The following is a 16,470-nucleotide window of genomic DNA, read 5'->3' on the forward strand; positions in this document are numbered from 1 at the left end:
GTCAGTCCCTTCAGGCCGCTGCGGCGGCGAGTTCGGCGGCCTTCTCGGCCGCATCGTCCATGGTCGCGGCGACGGTGACGAGCGGGTGCGCTGCCTCCGCCAGGATCCGGCGACCCTCTTCCACGTTGTTGCCGTCGAGGCGCACGACGAGCGGCTTGGTGGCCGCGTCGCCGAGGATGCCGAGCGCGGCGACGATGCCGTTCGCGACGGCGTCGCAGGCGGTGATGCCGCCGAAGACGTTCACGAAGACGCTCTTCACCTGCGGGTCACCGAGGATGACGTCGAGGCCGTTGGCCATCACCTCGGCCGAAGCACCGCCGCCGATGTCGAGGAAGTTGGCGGGCTTCACGCCGCCGTGGCGCTCACCGGCGTAGGCGACGACGTCGAGCGTCGACATGACGAGCCCCGCGCCGTTGCCGATGACGCCGACCTGGCCGTCGAGCTTGACGTAGTTCAGCCCGTGGGCCTTCGCCTTGGCCTCGAGCGGGTCCTCGCTGGCGGTGTCCTCGAGCTGCTTGTGGCCCTCGTGCCGGAAGTCGGCGTTCTCGTCGAGCGAGACCTTGCCGTCGAGTGCCAGGATCTGGCCGTCGCCGGTGCGGACGAGCGGGTTCACCTCGACGAGGGTCGCGTCCTCGCCCTTGTAGACGTCGTAGAGCTTCACGAAGACGTCGGCGACCTGATCGCGGAGCGACTCCGGGAAGTTCGCCTGCGTGGCGATCTCGAGCGCGGCTGCCTTGTCGATGCCTGTGAGCGGGTCGACCTCGACGCGGGCGAGCGCCTCGGGCTTCTCGACGGCGAGCTGCTCGATCTCCATGCCGCCCTCGACGCTGGTGAGCGAGAGGTAGGAGCGGTTCGCGCGGTCGAGCAGCACGGAGAAGTAGAACTCCTCGGCGATGTCGGCGCCCTGGGCGACCATGACGCGCTGGACCGTGTGGCCCTTGATGTCGAGGCCGAGGATGGCCTGCGCGTGCTCGAACGCCTGGTCCGGGGTCTTCGCGACCTTGACGCCACCGGCCTTGCCGCGACCGCCGACCTTCACCTGCGCCTTGACGACCACGACGCCACCGATCTTCTCGGCCGCCGCCTTCGCCTGCTCGGGGGTGTCGGCGATGATCCCCTGCAACACGGGGACGCCGTAGGACTCGAAGAGGTCCCTGGCCTGATACTCGAAAAGATCCACGCTGTTCTTCTTCCCGCACGGTTCGTGCGATCGGCATCGGTTTCCCGGTCGCGCTCTCCACATCGAGGGTCGCTCGATGTCGAGACAACGGCCGCCACGCAGCCTAGCGCTGCTCGGTGGACGGCCGGTGCAGGCTGGTGCAACCGGGCGCCGGAAGCCGCATCAGCCGTTGCGCGCATCGCCGCGAAGGGTTCCAGGATCTGCTCGGCACGGTGGATCGGTGAAGCCTGCACTCCGTACCCGCGCCACCGAGGTCTTCGGCTGGGAGCTCCGTCCCGACCAGGAATCCGTCATCGACGCCGTGCTGGACGGCCGCGACGCCCTCGCCGTCATGCCGACCGGATCGGGCAAGTCCGCCATCTACCAGGTCGCCGGCCTCGGGCTGGACGGCCTCGTCGTGGTCGTCTCCCCACTCGTCGCGCTGCAGGAGGACCAGGTGGTCGGGCTCGAGCACCATCCGGACGCACCCCGCGCCGTCGCCCTGAACGCCACGAAGAAGGCACGGGACGTCGCCGATGCGTGGGACGCCGTCGCCGGGGGTGCAGCCGGCTACGTGTTCCTGGCGCCCGAGCAGCTCGTGAAGGACGACGTGCTCGAGCGGCTCCGCGACGCCGGGGTCGCGCTGGTCGCCGTCGACGAGGCCCACTGCATCTCGTCCTGGGGCCACGACTTCCGACCGGACTACCTGGCGCTCGGCGAGGTCACGGAGCGTCTCGGCCGCCCGCCGGTGCTCGCCCTGACCGCGACGGGCTCCGCTCCGGTCCGGGACGACATCGTCGACCGGCTCGGGATGCGCGACCCGTTCGTGCTCGCCTCGGGGTTCGACCGTCCCGGCATCCGGCTCGAGGTGGTCCGGCACGCCGAGGACACCGAGAAGCGCCGGGCCGTGGTCGACCAGGTCGCCGAGCTCGACGGGCCCACGGTCGTCTACGTCGCCACCCGCGCGGCGACGACCGAGTACGCCGACGCCCTCGCAGCCCGCGGTCGCCGGGCCCAGCCGTACCACGCCGGCATGCGGGTGGCGGAGCGCGAGGCCGTGCACACCGGGTTCCTCGACGGCGACGTCGACGTGGTGGTCGCGACGAGTGCGTTCGGCATGGGCATCGACAAACCCGACGTCCGGAACGTCGTGCACGCCGACGTCCCCGAGTCGATCGACGCCTACTACCAGGAGATCGGGCGGGCCGGGCGGGATGCCGAACCGGCCGGCGCCACCCTGCACTACCGCGCCGAGGACTTCGGCCTGCGCACCTTCTTCGCCTCCGGATCGCCACGACCGGCATCGGTCCGGGCCGTGTTCGACGCGGTCCCGGCGACCGGCTCCATCGCGCGGTCCGCCCTCGTGCAGGCGTCTGGTCTGTCCGCCCGGACCGCCGGTCGTGCGCTCAACGCCCTGCTCGACGCCGGCGCGCTGCGGGACGACGTCGACGGTGTCGCCCGGGTGCCGGACGGCCCGCAGGACGCGGACCACGCGGCGCGCGCCACCGCCGACCGAGCGGCCGAGCGGGAACGGGTCGAGGAGTCCCGCATCGCGATGATGCGGCAGCTCGCCGAGACGAACGGGTGCCGACGGCAGTTCCTGCTCGGCTACTTCGGCGACGAGCTGCCGGAACCGTGCGGCAACTGCGACACCTGTTCCTCCGGCACCGCCCACGACGCCTCCACCCACGTGGCCGACGGTGCGAACGACGACGCCTGGCCGCCGGACGCCCGGGTCGAGCACGCCGAGTGGGGCACGGGCGTGGTGATGAGCACCGAGGAAGACCGCATCACCGTGTTCTTCGAGTCCGCCGGGTACCGCACCCTGGCACTCGCCGACGTCGAGCAGCGCGACCTGCTCGAACGCGTCTGACCGCGGCGCGGACGAAGCGCACCGGCCAGCGCACCGGCGCAGCCGGCCCGGGCGGGGAAGGCGCGGTCGCTCGACCACCCGTCGGCGACCGCGCTCCACTCCCCCGAGCATCGGCGATGCTGCCGGGGCGGTGTGACCGGGAGGTGACGCCCGGGTGAACACGACACGAAACCGGACAGTCGCCAAGCACCGACGGGTAGGCAGGAAGCCCGCTACGGAAAGGAACCACCATGAGTGACCCCGGCATCAGCCCCGTCGACGGCTTCGACGCCCACCAGCGTCGTGACGACGACATCGACCGTGAGCACGTCGGCCCGTACGAGGTGGACGAGGCCGAGGAGTCCCTCGAGACGGTGACGAACGACGCGGTCGCCGGCGAGACGGTGGAGCCGCAGCCCGGTGACGGCACCGACGACGGTCCGACCGGCGGTTCCCCGCGCGAGGGCTCGCCCGACCTGTGGGAGCACGAGAACGAGCAGGACGAGGACCGCGCCGACCTGGGCAACGACCTCGGCACGAAGCCGCTCTGACCCTCCCCGCGACCCGGCTCATCCGGAACACGGCTCGGTAGCATCGGGCCGTGTTCCGACGAGTCCGCGCCAGTGTCCGCAGCATGCCCTCGGCAGCGCGGCTGGTGGCGGTCGCCGCGATGCTCCTGGTCGCGGCCTCGGCACACCTCGCCGCCCGCTCCGAACCGACCGGGCGATGGGTGCCGCTGCTCGTCATCGGCGTCGTCGTCGCGATCGTCACCGGATCGCCGACCCGCCTCTGGCCGCTCCCCGCGATCTGGCTCGTCGCGACGCTCCTCGCCCTGACCGGTGACGCACCGGTCGACGCCTCGTACGCACTGGTCGCCCTGGTTCTGGGCGCAGTCGCGCTCCTCGCGGCGATCGCCGTGGACCTGTGGCCCGTCCTGCGGGCGCGACGTCGACGGGGTGCGGCGTGACCACCCCACGGCCTGGAGGCGCGGCACACGACCCGCGCCGTGCCTCCCGTCCGCCTGCTGGGCGCGTCCACGACCGTCGCCTGCGTCGCTTCCTCGCCGACAGCACGCCCGTGGCCGCGGGCGGCCGCGCCATCCTGCTGCAGATCGCCGACCCGGTCGTCGCGGCCGGTGTCCGGCGGCACTCGGACTTCGCCCGGCGCCCCCAGCAGCGGCTCGCCCACACCCTGATGTTCATCTACGCCGTCGTCGTCGGCACGGAATCCGACTCGGCGACCGCAGCGGGCTTCGTCAACCGTGCGCACCGGCCCGTCGCCGGCGCCGACGACGTCGACCGGCAGCTCTGGGTGGCCGCGACCCTGTTCGACTCGGCCCGGCAGGCGCACGACCTGTTCGGCACACGCGTCTCCGCTGACCGCGCCGAACAGGTCCTCGCCGCCTACGCCCCGATCGCGACCGCGCTGCGGGTGCCGGCGGAGCGTTGGCCGGCCTCGGTGGCGGCGTTCGACCGGTACTGGCAGCGGACGCTGGACGGGCTCGAGGTCACCGACGACGCCCGTGGGGTCGTCCGTGACCTGCTGCACCCGCGGTTCGCGCCGCTGTGGGTGCGGTCGGTGATGCCCCTGGTGCGCATCGTGACGGTGGGGATGCTGCCGGAGCGGGTGCGCACGGCGTACGGCTTCGCGTGGGGGCCGCGGGAGGAACGGCGTTTCCGGCGCACCGTCCGGGTGGTGGCCAGGGTGCGGGCACTGGTGCCGGGGGTGCTGCTGCGGGTGCCGGGTCCGCTGCTGCTGCGGGCGATGCGGCGGACCGCTCGGCGGTACGCGGTGTGACCCGCCTCGGCGCGGACACCGGACTTCCTGGGCGTCGACGACCTGCGCACGGTTGGGTGGGTCCATGTCCTCTGCTCCGCTCTCCGGTGACGACTCCCTGCACCTGCCCGAGTTCGACAGCCCGCCGGCGTCTCCGCTCGACCTCGCTCGCGAGTGGCTGACCGCAGCGGAGGACCGGGAGGTCTCCGAGCCGTTGTCGATGACCCTCGCCACGGCCGGTGCCGACGGCCGCGTGTCCGCTCGCACCGTCGACGTGAAGCGCATCGAGGCGGACGGACTGGTCTTCGGCACGTCTGAGGACAGTCCGAAGGGCCGGCAGCTCGCCGAGAACCCGCACGCGGCCCTGCAGGCGTACTGGCGCGAGACGATGCAGCAGCTCCGGTTCGAGGGCCACGTCGTCCGGCTGTCGGACGCCGAGTCCGACGCCCTGTTCGCCGACCGCTCCCCGAAGTCACGCGCCGCGACGGCCATCGCGGACCAGTCGGCCGTGCTCGAGCCACGGACACTGCAGGACCTGATCGACGACGCGAACGACCTGCTCGACGAGTCCGGCGACGACGTCCCCCGCCCGGCGCGGTGGGTCGCCTGGCGTCTCGAGCCCGACATCGTGGAGTTCTGGCACGGCAGCCGTGACCGGATGCACCGACGACTGCAGTACGCCCTCGCCGAGGGAGCCTGGACGGCCACCCGCCTCCAGCCGTAGCCCCGCACCTGCCGGTGCCCGGCGCCCGCCTACCGCCCGATCGGGTTCGCCATCGCCCCCGCCCGGATGAGCGACGCCGACTGGTCCGCCAGGTCGACCATCGACAGGGTGTTCCGCAGCTGCAACCGGTTCAGGCACGAGTGCTCGAACGTCGGCACCCGCAGGTCCAGTGGACGACGACGGTCGGGGTGCGCGGCGGCGTGGTCGTCGATGCACTCCCCCACGACCTGCCAGAAGCGGGACTCCGGCAGCACCCCGTCGTCGTCGAGGATCGCGGCGACGAACCGCAGCACCCCGTCGAACACGTCGGTGAACACCGCGAGCGCGGCCTCGTCGTCGGACACCGGGTGCACGATCCGGTCGATGTCGGCGGGTACCGGGCGGTCGTCGTGCCGACCGAGCACCGCGGCCTCTTCGCCGATGTCCTTCATCACGGCGCGGACCACGACACCGTCGCGCACGACGAGCACCAGGTTCTCGCCGTGCGGCATGAACACCAGGTCGTGCACGGTCAGGCAGTGCACGACGGGCAGCAGGTAGGCGTCGAGCCACCGCCGGACCCAGACGTCGGCGGGCAGGCCGGAGGCCTCGATCAGCGCCGAGACCACGGCGTTCCCCGAGGCGTCCCGGTGCAGCAGTGCGGCCATCGTGAGCAGCCGCTCCCCATCGGCCCTCCGGGGGATCGGGCTCTCCCGCCACAGGGCCGCGAGCATCTTGCGCTGCGGCGAGGACACGTCGACCCGGTGGTAGGCGTCCCCGGTGTAGCCGATGGCGGCGTGCTCCCGGAGCACCGAGAACCCGACGGACGCGAGCGTCGGGTCGGCGGCGACGATCGACTCGACCCAGTCGTTCACCGCCGGGGTGTTCCGCATGTACGCGGGGGACATCCCCCGCAGGAACCCCATGTTCTGCACGGCGAGCGCCGTCTTCACGTACGAGCGTGACGGCTCGGTGCGGTTGAAAGCGGTGCGGATGGACTGCTGTGGCTGGTACTCGTCGGGTCCCTCGCCCAGGTCGACCAGGTCCTGCCGCCCGAGGTCGGGTGCGAAGGTCACGGCGATCCGGTGCTGCCACTGCCACGGGTGCACGGGCAGCCACACGTAGTCGTCGGGGTCGAGCCCGCGACGCTCCAGCGTGGCGCGGAACCCGGCCACGACCGCCGCCGACAGCTCGGACTCCCAGTGCGCCTGCTCGGTCCGGTCCGCGGCGAGCGCCAGGTGCGTGTGCTCGCGTCGGGCGGCGAGCCACCGGTACCGGAACCGCCCGCCGGACTCGGGCGCGAACGCCCGGTACTCGTCGAGTCCGAACCCGATCCGACCGTTGGCGGCGACGAACGCCGGGTGCCCCTCGGTCATCGCCGCCTCGACGTCCTGGAACGACGCGACGACGTCCTCGACGGACGAACCCGCCGAACCGGCCGAACCGGACGGACCAGCCGAACCGGACGAACGGGCCCCGCCCCGCCCCCACGCCAACTGCCCAGCCGACGGCCCGCCCCGCCGGTGCTTCGCCGCGGCACTCGCCAGCGTCGACGCGATCTCCTCCAGGTACGTGCCGAGCAACTCGTCGGGGATCCCGAGCACCGCGCCCAGCTCGAGCACGAGCTCCTGCGCGCTGAGCGGCGCCGGCACCCCCGCACGCGTCCGCGTCAGCGAGCCCTCGTCCATCGACCAGTGCTCGAGCAGGTGCTGCCGCGCCCGGAACCGGTAGGTCGACTCCCCCGCGGCGAGCCGCCACCCGTCCCCGTCGGGCACGGGAGCGATCAGCCGTTCGTGGGTGAACTCCGCGATCACCTTCGCGACGAGGTGTCGTTCGGCGGGTTCCAGGTGCTCGGGCCGCAGGTGTGCGGCGGGCCCGTCATCGTCGGGCACGCCGATGCGACCGGTGTCGAGCACCGACAGCAGTGCCCGCTTGCCGTCGACGTCCACCTGACGGAGCGCGCGGAACCCGACCTCGGCGTTCTTCGCCTGCACGGCGGTGTTCCGCACGTCCGGTTCGACGACGACCCTCCGCGCGCCCAGGACGTCGCGGCAGTGTTCGACGACCGCGCGCATCACGGCGCTCGTCAGCCCGGACACGCGGCCCTCGGTCGGCGCCGGCGCGACGAGCAGGTGCATGCCGACGTCGCCGGGTTCGGCGGCCCACACGTCGGTGAGCAGGACGGCGGAGGGGTCGTAGGTCTCCGCCAGGAAGCACGGTTCGCCGTTCCGGCGGCCGAGCCACGCTGCCTGCGCCGGGTCTGCCTGCACGCCGGCCAGGTAGGTGCGGACGCCGTCCACGTCGAGGTCGCCCATCTCCCACCACGACGACGCCGGGTGGGCGAGCCACGACTGCACGACGGCGGCGTCGCGTTCCGGGTCCACGGGTTCGATGGTCAGGAGGCCCGGCCCGGCTCCTCCAGGCGCGGTCGCGTCCGGCGCCGTGGTGGTCACGGTCGTGCTCATGCGGACACCTCCGCGCGCTCGGCCGTTGGCCGGGCCGGTGCCCGCTCCGCGGCGCCGGGGTGGGCGGTGGACGGCGCTGCTGTTGACTGCCCCGAGGCGGGCAGGCCGAACTCCTGGAAGGCGATCCGGGCCTCCAGGCCGTAGACGGGGCGACCCGTGACGGACCGGATGATCGACGCGTTCCGCCACGCACCCATGCCGAGGTCGGGTGCGGTCAGGCCGTGCGTGTGCTCCTCGGCGTTCTGCACCCAGATGCGTCCGCCCAGGGTGTCGACGTGGTGGTCGCGGGCGACGGCCAGGCGACCGCGGGAGTCGCGGGCGACGAGGTGCTCGACCGGGTCGAGGAACCGCGGCACCCGCGGGGTGTACCCGGTGGCGAGCACCAGCTGCTCGACCTCGTGCTCGTACGTCTGGTCGAGCTGCTCGTGGCGGAGCGTCAGCCGGTAGGTACCGCGGTCGGCGAGCCAGGCGGCGTCGACGACGCTCGTCTCGGTCCGGAGCGTCGTCGGGACCGGGCCGCGCGCGCTGATCCGGTAGAGCTGGTCGTACAGGTCGTCGACCAGGTCGGCGCTGATGCCCTTGTACAGGCCGCGCTGCTCCCGGCCGAGGCGGTCACGGACGGCTTCGGGCAACCCGTGGAAGTGGTCCGTGTACTCCGGGCTCGTCATCTCGAGGGTGAGCTTGGTGTCCTCCATCGGGAAGAACCGGGGCGAGCGCGTGATCCAGTCGAGGCGGTAGCCGTCCTGCCGGACGTCCTCGAGCAGTTCGCGGTAGACCTCGGCGGCGGACTGCCCGCTGCCCACGACGGCGATGGACCCGGCGTCGCGCAGGGCGTCGCGGTTCGGCAGGAACTCGGCGGAGTGGATCGCCGGTCCGCCGATCCCGCGCAGCGGGGCGGGGACGGACGGCTCGGTGCCGATGCCCACGACGACGTGGTGTGCGCGGTACGTCTCGGGACCCTGATCGGTCTCGGCGTGCACCGTGAACGTGTCGGTGACCGGGTCGTGCTCGACGGCGGTCACCCGGCGGCCCCACCGCAGGGTGTCGAGCCGGTCGGCTGCCCAGCGGCAGTAGGCGTCGTACTCGCTGCGCAGGGGGTGGAAGTCTTCGCGGATGTAGAACGGGTACAGCCGCCCGGTCTCCTTGAGCCAGGCGAGGAACGAGAACGGCGAGGTCGGGTCGGCCATCGTCACCAGGTCGGCGAGGAACGGCACCTGGATCGTGGCGTCGTCGAGCATCATGCCGTGGTGCCAGGCGAAGCCGTCGGCAGCGTCGAGGAACACCGCGTCGAGGTCGGCGATCGGGTCGGTCAGGCAGGCGAGGCCGAGGTTGAACGGGCCGATGCCGATGCCGACGACGTCGTGGACGGTGGCGGTGTCGGCGGTGCGGTCGGCGCCTGCGCTGTCGGCGGTGCGGTCGGCGGTCATCGGGTCGCTCCCTCGGTCGTGGTGGTGGTCGCTCGGACGCGCTCGGCCGTCGCGACGACGTGCTCCAGCGATGTGCGCATCTGCGCGGGGGTCGTCTCCGGGTTGAGCAGCGTGAGCTTGTTGCACGGGCGGCCGTCGATGACCGTCTTGGCGATGAGGACCCGGCCCTCGGCGAGCAGGGCCGAGCGGATCGGGGCGACCAGCGCGTCGGCGTCGGCGTCCGTCATGCCCGCGGGCTGCCAGCGGAACAGCACCGTGCTGAGCTGCGTCGGCGCGACGAGCACCAGGTCGGGGTGCTCGTCGACGATCCGGTGGGTGGCCGCGGCGAGGTCGATGACGGCGTCGAACGCGGCCCCGATCGCGTCGGCCCCGGTCGCGCGCAGGGTGGCCCAGAGCTTCAGGGCGTCGAACCGGCGGGTGGTCTGCAGGGACTTGTCGACCTGGTTCGGCTCGGCGGCGTCCTCGGGGTTCAGGTAGTCGGCGTACCAGGCGGTGCGGCGCAGGTCCTCCGGGCGCTGGACGAGCAGGGCGCTCGACGACACCGGCTGGAAGAACGACTTGTGTAGGTCGGCGGTCACGCTCCTGGCCCGTTCGACGCCGTCGAGCAGGTGCCGGCGGGTCGGGGACACGAGCAGACCGCAGCCGTACGCGGCGTCGACGTGCAGCCAGACATCCTCAAGATCGCAGACGTCCGCGATCGGCTCGAGCGGGTCGATCACCCCGCGGTCGGTCGTGCCGGCGGTCGCGACGACGGCCATCGGCGTCTGCCCGGCTGCGCGGGCGGAGGCGATCGCCTCGGCGAGGGCGGCCGGCACCATCCGGCCGGTGTGGTCGGTGGCGACGGCGACCACGGCCTCGAGCCCGAGCAGCCGCGCGGACTTCGCGATGCTGAAGTGGGTCTCCGCGGTCGTGAACACCGTGCCGTTGGTGCCGAGGGCCTCGCGCGCCAGCAGCAGGGCCTGCAGGTTCGACTGCGAGCCGCCCGAGGTGAAGATGCCGTCCCCCGCGGCGAACCCGATCCGACCGGCGAGCCAGGCGACGACGTGCCGCTCGATCTCGGTGCCGATGCGGGACTGGTCCCAGGTGTCGACCGAGGGGTTCACGGCGGCCAGGACCGACTCGGCGGCGACCGCGGGCAGCGCGACCGGGCAGTTGAGGTGCGCGAGGTAGGCCGGGTCGTGGAACCAGACGGCTTCGCGGACGAACAGCTCGTCGAGTTCGGCGAGCGCGCGGTCGGTCCCGAGGGGTTCGGCGTCGAGGTCGACGTCGTGCACCCGGGCCCGGAGGACGTCGGGAGCGGTGTCCGTCGTCGGACGGTCGGCGGCGGCGAAGCGGTCGGCCAGACGGTCCACCGTCGACGTCACGGCGGAGCGGTAGCGCTCGGCGGTGGCGGTGGTCAGGAGTTCGATGGGAGGTGTCACGTTAGGTAAGGCTAACCTCACAAAGCGCGATCGTGCCACCCGAACGAGGGCCGTTCCGACCGGCCGGGCGTGTCAGACGCTTGTCTGCCGGGGCGGTCAGGCGTCCGCCCGCCGGGGCGTCAGGCGTTCATGAACTCGCTCGGCTGCAGGGCCCGGCCGACGATGCGCACGTCACCGATCGACCCGACGAACACGTTGTCGAGCTTGCCGCCGTACCGGTACCCACCGAGCAGCCACGGCTTGCCGACGGTGCTCAGACCGCGGTTCGGGGTGGACGGGTTCCGCACGACCGGGCACCCGTCGACGTACAGAACGGTGTGCGTCCCGTCGTTCACCACGGCCACGTGCCACCAGGCTCCGAGTGGCAGTTCGTGGCCCCAGTTCGTCAGCGATCCGTCCTGGCTCGCCGGGTACACGCACCACTGCAGTTCACGGTCCCCCGACAGGCTCAGGGTCACGGCGGGTTCGTCCGGGTCGCCGTCGGCTCCGGTCGCCTTCCCCACCTGGCCGGCGCTCGAGTACTGCGACAGCAGGGCGCTGAACCCGTTCGCGCTCGGGTCGAACGTGGTCGGCAGCGCGAAGAACGCCTCGACCGTGTAGCCGTGGGGGAACCGGGTCCGGTTGAGCGGAGCCGTGTCGACGGTCTGCAGGTGGTCCCCACCGGTCTTGCCGCCCTGCAGTGCGAGGCCGCCGGCGCCCGGCTGGTCGGGGTGGTGCGCCGCCGTCCAGCGCAACGCCCCCGCGACGGCACCGGTCCGGCGCGCGACCACCAGGTCGTTCCCCCGTCCGCTCTGGTCGCGCACCCGCGTCGTCGGCGCGAGCGCCGCCCCGTCCGGGTTGCCGTCGAACCGCCAGTACGCCAGCGTCCCCGGCACCACCATGCGTGCCGCCGGCCGGGAGGCCCGTGGTGCGACCGGCGCGAACCCCGCGAAGCGCGCGTCGAAGTCCACCGCCATGGTGAAGCGGTCGACGTCGCCGCTGAGCGCGGTCTCTTGGGCCGCGAGCTCGTTCGCCTCGCCGAGCCCACCAGCGAGCAGGAACGGCGACAGCGTCTCGACGTCGATGACGTTCCGTTCGAGGTCGACGTGGTACAGCCGGATCATGGCCGCCCCGCCGTAGTAGCGGTTCTGGTAGTTGGTCAGGTGCAGGGCGACGTCGTGTCCCACGGCGTTCTTCGCCGTCGTGCGACCCGGCCCCCAGTAGTGCCCGTTGAGCGTCAGGAACACCTGGTCGTGCTTCGTGATGAAGGAGTCCCAGAGCTGCTGACCGTAGGGGTCGAACGCCGCCCCACCGGCGGCGTCCGAGTCGACGAGGGCGTGCGTCGTGAGGATGACCGGCGCGTGCGGCCGGGCTGCGAGCACGGAGCTGGCCCAGGCGAGCCCGCTCGCGCTCGTCCGCCAGTCGAGCGCCAGGACGACCCACTCGCGGCCGGCCGCGGTGAACCGGTGGGCGGTGTTGTAGCCGTCGGGGCTCGAACCGATCCAGCCCGGTGCCTTCCGGAACCGCTGCGGGCCGAACACGTCGAGGTACGGGGTGCGGCCGCGCTGGTCGTCCGTCGACGAGTCGACGTCGTGGTTCCCGGCGAGCACGCTGTAGGGCGCCCCGGCACGGTCGAGCACGTCGAAGACCGCACCGGACGCACGCATCTCGGAGGCCGCGCCGTTCTGGGTCAGGTCGCCGAGGTGGACGAGGAACACCGTGTTGTGCCGGGCCTGCTCGCGGACGACGTACTCGAGCGAGGCGCGCATCGGCGCCGGGTCGACCGCGGCCCCGTCGAACATGTACTGCGTGTCCGGCATCACCGCGACGGTGAAGCGCGGCGAGGTCGTGTCCGGGTGCCACCGACCGGTGTGTCCTCGTGTCACCGCTGCCTGGGCCGTCACGGCTGGTCCACCGAGCGCCCCCGGGGCGACGGCGGGTGCCGCGGTCAGCGCGTCTGCCACGGCCGGGTCGCTGCCGAGTCCGTTCGACGCCATGAGGCCCGCGGCACCGGCCAGGCCGGAACCGACCAGGAAGCCGCGGCGGGAGACGGGGGTACGGTCGCGGTCTCCAGGAGTGTTCTGCACAGCTCGGCACCGTACGGACCGTGGGGGAACGCCCCGGGTCGGCCCCGTGAACACCAGATCTCCCGATCCCCCCAGTTCGGTGTGGACCGGTGAGGACTCCTACAGCTTCTCGATCGGGGCGATCTTGATGAGGAGCTTCTTGCGGCCCGCCGAGTCGAACGCGATCTCGGCGATCCGCTTGGCACCCTGACCCGTCACCGCGGACACCGTGCCCTCGCCGAAGTCGACGTGCTTGATGCGGTCGCCGGCGACGAGTTCCATGTCGCCGTTGTCGCGCACCTGCCCGGACACCCGGTTCGCCCACTCGGTCTTCGGGCGGGTCTTCGAGGCCGCCGCTGCACGGTCGTACGAGCCGCCGCCCCAGCCGCCACCACCGCGGTAGCCGCCGCCACCGTTGAAGCCGCCGTCACGCTTGGCGTTCAGGGCTCGGGGCTGCGTGCCACCGCGGCTGTTGGCCATGCCCGGGGACTGCTTCCACTCGATGAGCCCCTCGGGGATCTCCTGCAGGAAGCGCGAGGGCATCGCCACGTTCACGTCGCCGAACTGGGCGCGGGTCATCGCGAGCGACAGGAACAGGACCTTCTTGGCGCGGGTGATGCCCACGTAGAACAGCCGGCGCTCTTCGGACGGACCACCGGGTTCGTTGGCGGACATCCGGTGCGGGAGCAGGTCTTCCTCGACGCCGGTCAGGAACACCGCGTCGTACTCCAGGCCCTTCGCGGTGTGCAGGGTCATCAGCGACACCGTGCCCGAGGAGTCGTCGAGCTCGTCCGCCGCGGCGACCAGCGACACCTCGGTCAGGAAGTCCGACAGGGTGCCCTCGGGATTGTTCTTCTGGAACTCCCGCGTGACGGCCACGAGCTCGTCGATGTTGTCGGCGCGAGCGGCGTCCTGCGCGTCGGGCGACTTCCGCAGGTTGTCGAGCAGCCCGGAGCCGTCGAGCAGCTGCGTCAGGGTGTCGACCACCGGCTGGGTCTGGGCCTTCTCGGACACCGAGTCGAGCAGGGCGGCGAACTCCGTGATGGCGTTCCGCACCTTCGGCCCGAACCCGAGCTCACCCGCGTGCCGCAGGGCGTCGCGCATCGTCGTCTCGTGCTCGTCGGCGTAGCGCTGCAGCGTGGTCTCGGTGACCGCGCCGATGCCGCGCTTCGGGACGTTGAGGATGCGCCGCAGCGACATCGGGTCGGCCGGGTTGGCGACGGTGATCAGGTACGCCATCGCGTCCTTGATCTCGGCTCGCTCGTAGAACTTGGTGCCGCCGAGCACCCGGTACGGGATCGCCGCGCGGATGAAGATCTCTTCCAGCGCACGGGTCTGCGAGTTCGTCCGGTAGAACACCGCCATGTCGCGGTAGTCCATGCCGTCTTCGCGCAGGCGCTGGATCTCGTCGGCGACGAACTGGGCCTCGTCGTGGCCGGTGTACCCGGTGAAGCCGATGATCTTCTCGCCGGCGCCGACGTCCGTGAACAGGCTCTTCGCCTGGCGGTCGAAGTTGTTCGCGATGACGGCGTTCGCGGCGTCGAGGATGTTCTGCGTGGACCGGTAGTTCTGCTCGAGCAGGATCGTCTTGGAGTTCGGGAAGTCGCGCTCGAACTCGACGATGTTGCGGATGTCCGCTCCGCGGAACGCGTAGATGGACTGGTCGGAGTCGCCGACCACGGTCAGGGACGCGGGGGCGATGGAACCGTCGGTCTCGCGCATCCGGGCGACGTGCTGGCCGGAGTCCTCGAGCTTGTCGACCTGCTCGACCGGCACCGGGCGGGTGAGCTCGCGGATCAGGGCGTACTGGGCGTGGTTCGTGTCCTGGTACTCGTCGACCAGGATGTACCGGAAACGCCGCTGGTACAGCGCGGCGACGTCCGGGAAGGCCCGGAACAGGAACACCGTCTGGCCGATGAGGTCGTCGAAGTCGAACGCGTTCGCCCGGCGGAGCTCGTTCGTGTAGCGCCGGAACACCTCGGTGAACATGACTTCTTGCGGGTCGTTCACGTTGATGTTGCGCGCGTAGGTGTCGATGTCCTGCAGCTCGTTCTTGAGCTTCGAGATCTTCGACGCCGCGGCACCGACGGTCAGCCCGAGGGAGTCGGCTTCGAGCTCCTTGATGATCCGCTTCAGCAGCGCCTTGGAGTCGGCGGAGTCGTAGATCGTGAACGACTGCGGGAACCCGAACCGCTCGGCTTCACGACGGAGGATCCGCACGCACGCCGAGTGGAACGTCGAGATCCACATCCCCTCGGCCTCACCACCGACCAGTGCCCGGACGCGCTCGCGCATCTCGGCCGCGGCCTTGTTCGTGAACGTGATCGCCAGGATCTGCGAGGGCCAGGCTTCGCGGTTGGCGAGCAGCAGCGCGATGCGGCGGGTGAGCACGCTCGTCTTGCCGGAACCGGCGCCGGCCACGATCAGCAGGGACTCGCCGCGGTACTCGACGGCTTCCTTCTGCTGGGGGTTCAGACCCGCGGTGAACGGGTCTTCGTACGCGCGGGCACCGGCGCCCGGCTCGGGCGTCGATTCGAAGGGGTCGAGCACGATCGTCATGTCCGCAACAGTCTAGGCCGGACCCCCGACAGCGGACCGAGCGAGCACCGCCAGGTCGGGGTGGTCGGCGAACACCCCGTCGAGTCCGGTGCGGATCACCGACGCGAACCAGCGTTCCCAGTCGCCGAAGGCCGCGACGTCGCCGCCCCGACGCAGTGGCGACGGCAGGAACCGGTTCTCCGGACGGAGGGTCCACGTGTAGACCGCGAGGCCTGCGGCGTGGGCGCGGTCGACGATCGCGCTGCGGACCGGGGTCGGGTCGTCGAGTGCGACGCTGTCCACGCCGGCCATCAGGGTGCCCAGGTCGACGCTGATGCCGTGGAACTCGGCCGCGAACGACGCGAGCGCGTCCTCGGAACGTTCGGCGGCGTAGGTCGGTGCGAGCGTCCCGTGGGACGCGACCTCGTCGGCGGCGCTGCCACGGGCCTCCTGGAGGTACACGAGCCGACCGCCGGTCCCACGCGCACGCAGGTCCCGGAGCACGCCCTTCTCGAAGCTCTCCACCGTGAGCCGCTCGTCCTGCCGCCACCCGGCCTCGCCGAGCGCAGCGTCGATGAGCTCGCCCATCGGGAACCCCGCGCGGTCGAAGAACGCGGCGTGCTTGACCTCGGCGACGAGCCCGACGGGGCGGGGCGCAGCGTCGAGGATCGCGAGCAGGTCCTCGAGCCGCAGGATCGGCTGTTCCCCGTCGTGCTCGGCCGATCCCGGGCGCAGCACCGGCAGGCGCTCGCGGGTGCGGAGCGTCTGCAGCTCGGACCACGTGAAGTCCTCGGTGAACCAGCCGGTCAGCGTCTGGCCGTCGACGGTCTTCGTCGTGCGCAGGTGCCGGAACTCGGGGCGGTCGGCGACGTCCGTGGTGCCCGACACCTCGTTCTCGTGCCGGAGCACCAGCACGCCGTCCTTCGTGGGCACCAGGTCCGGTTCGATCGCGTCGGCTCCGAGCTCGATCGCGAGCTCGTAGGCACTCCGCGAGTGCTCGGGGCGGTAGCCGGACGCGCCGCGGTGGGCGATGACGAGGGTCATGGCGCGACCCTACTTGCCGTGGGTGACCGGCGGGCCGCCT

At 71.9% G+C, this 16,470-nt stretch carries 12 protein-coding genes; 5 read left to right on the top strand and 7 right to left on the bottom strand.

Going from position 1 to position 16,470, the window contains the following annotated elements:
* Positions 1-10: 10 nt before the first annotated feature.
* Complete coding sequence (gene sucC, locus KK087_RS03675; RefSeq protein WP_214564257.1) at positions 11-1,180, bottom strand: ADP-forming succinate--CoA ligase subunit beta; 1,170 nt, start codon at positions 1,178-1,180, stop codon at positions 11-13.
* A gap of 220 nt (positions 1,181-1,400) precedes the next feature.
* Here sucC and KK087_RS03680 point away from each other — a divergent pair, with 220 nt between their 5' ends.
* The 5 genes from KK087_RS03680 (at position 1,401) to KK087_RS03700 (ending at position 5,511) form a co-directional block, all read left to right on the top strand.
* Positions 1,401-3,032, top strand: a complete 1,632-nt coding sequence (locus KK087_RS03680; RefSeq protein WP_214564258.1) for a RecQ family ATP-dependent DNA helicase — start codon at positions 1,401-1,403, stop codon at positions 3,030-3,032.
* A 230-nt stretch (positions 3,033-3,262) separates the two neighbouring features.
* Positions 3,263-3,562 (top strand): hypothetical protein, encoded by a 300-nt coding sequence (locus KK087_RS03685; RefSeq protein WP_214529345.1) that lies wholly within the window; start codon positions 3,263-3,265, stop codon positions 3,560-3,562.
* 50 nt (positions 3,563-3,612) lie between these two features.
* Positions 3,613-3,978: a hypothetical protein gene (locus KK087_RS03690; RefSeq protein WP_214564259.1), complete on the top strand. Its 366-nt coding sequence runs from the start codon at positions 3,613-3,615 to the stop codon at positions 3,976-3,978.
* The gene (locus tag KK087_RS03695) at positions 3,975-4,808 is read left to right on the top strand and encodes an oxygenase MpaB family protein (RefSeq protein ID WP_307859962.1); all 834 of its coding nucleotides are present in this window, start codon (positions 3,975-3,977) and stop codon (positions 4,806-4,808) included. Before KK087_RS03690 ends, KK087_RS03695 begins: the two co-directional genes overlap by 4 nt.
* 64 nt (positions 4,809-4,872) lie before the next feature.
* Positions 4,873-5,511, top strand: a complete 639-nt coding sequence (locus KK087_RS03700) for a pyridoxine/pyridoxamine 5'-phosphate oxidase (protein WP_214529350.1) — start codon at positions 4,873-4,875, stop codon at positions 5,509-5,511.
* 29 nt (positions 5,512-5,540) lie between these two features.
* On the opposite strand, the gene KK087_RS03705 is transcribed toward KK087_RS03700, so the two are convergent.
* The 6 genes from KK087_RS03705 to KK087_RS03730 form a co-directional block, all read right to left on the bottom strand.
* The gene (locus KK087_RS03705) at positions 5,541-7,955 is read right to left on the bottom strand and encodes a GNAT family N-acetyltransferase (RefSeq protein WP_214564260.1); all 2,415 of its coding nucleotides are present in this window, start codon (positions 7,953-7,955) and stop codon (positions 5,541-5,543) included.
* Positions 7,952-9,382, bottom strand: coding sequence for a lysine N(6)-hydroxylase/L-ornithine N(5)-oxygenase family protein (locus KK087_RS03710; RefSeq protein WP_214564261.1), 1,431 nt, complete (start codon positions 9,380-9,382; stop codon positions 7,952-7,954). The genes KK087_RS03705 and KK087_RS03710 overlap by 4 nt, the downstream gene beginning before the upstream one ends.
* Positions 9,379-10,803 carry a pyridoxal phosphate-dependent decarboxylase family protein gene (locus tag KK087_RS03715; RefSeq protein ID WP_214564262.1) on the bottom strand — a complete coding sequence of 475 codons (1,425 nt, stop codon included), beginning with the start codon at positions 10,801-10,803 and terminating at the stop codon, positions 9,379-9,381. Before KK087_RS03715 ends, KK087_RS03710 begins: the two co-directional genes overlap by 4 nt.
* Positions 10,804-10,922: 119 nt before the next feature.
* A complete protein-coding gene (locus KK087_RS03720) occupies positions 10,923-12,869 on the bottom strand; it encodes a LamG-like jellyroll fold domain-containing protein (protein ID WP_214564263.1) in 1,947 nt (648 codons plus the stop codon).
* Between the two features lie 99 nt (positions 12,870-12,968).
* Entirely contained in the window at positions 12,969-15,407 is a 2,439-nt protein-coding gene (locus KK087_RS03725; RefSeq protein ID WP_214564264.1) for an ATP-dependent helicase, read from the bottom strand.
* 12 nt (positions 15,408-15,419) lie between these two features.
* A complete protein-coding gene (locus KK087_RS03730; RefSeq protein WP_214564265.1) occupies positions 15,420-16,430 on the bottom strand; it encodes a glycerophosphodiester phosphodiesterase family protein in 1,011 nt (336 codons plus the stop codon).
* Positions 16,431-16,470: the final 40 nt, after the last annotated feature.

The organism is Curtobacterium aurantiacum (assembly GCF_018598555.1).
Taxonomy (GTDB): domain Bacteria; phylum Actinomycetota; class Actinomycetes; order Actinomycetales; family Microbacteriaceae; genus Curtobacterium; species Curtobacterium aurantiacum.

Excerpts from the sequence above, each read along its gene's own strand:
- KK087_RS03685 (WP_214529345.1), top strand. The coding sequence starts at position 3,263 with ATGAGTGACCCCGGCATCAGCCCCGTCGACGGCTTCGACGCCCACCAG.
- KK087_RS03700 (WP_214529350.1), top strand. The coding sequence starts at position 4,873 with ATGTCCTCTGCTCCGCTCTCCGGTGACGACTCCCTGCACCTGCCCGAG.
- KK087_RS03705 (WP_214564260.1), bottom strand. The coding sequence starts at position 7,955 with ATGAGCACGACCGTGACCACCACGGCGCCGGACGCGACCGCGCCTGGA.
- KK087_RS03710 (WP_214564261.1), bottom strand. The coding sequence starts at position 9,382 with ATGACCGCCGACCGCACCGCCGACAGCGCAGGCGCCGACCGCACCGCC.
- KK087_RS03725 (WP_214564264.1), bottom strand. The coding sequence starts at position 15,407 with ATGACGATCGTGCTCGACCCCTTCGAATCGACGCCCGAGCCGGGCGCC.
- KK087_RS03730 (WP_214564265.1), bottom strand. The coding sequence starts at position 16,430 with ATGACCCTCGTCATCGCCCACCGCGGCGCGTCCGGCTACCGCCCCGAG.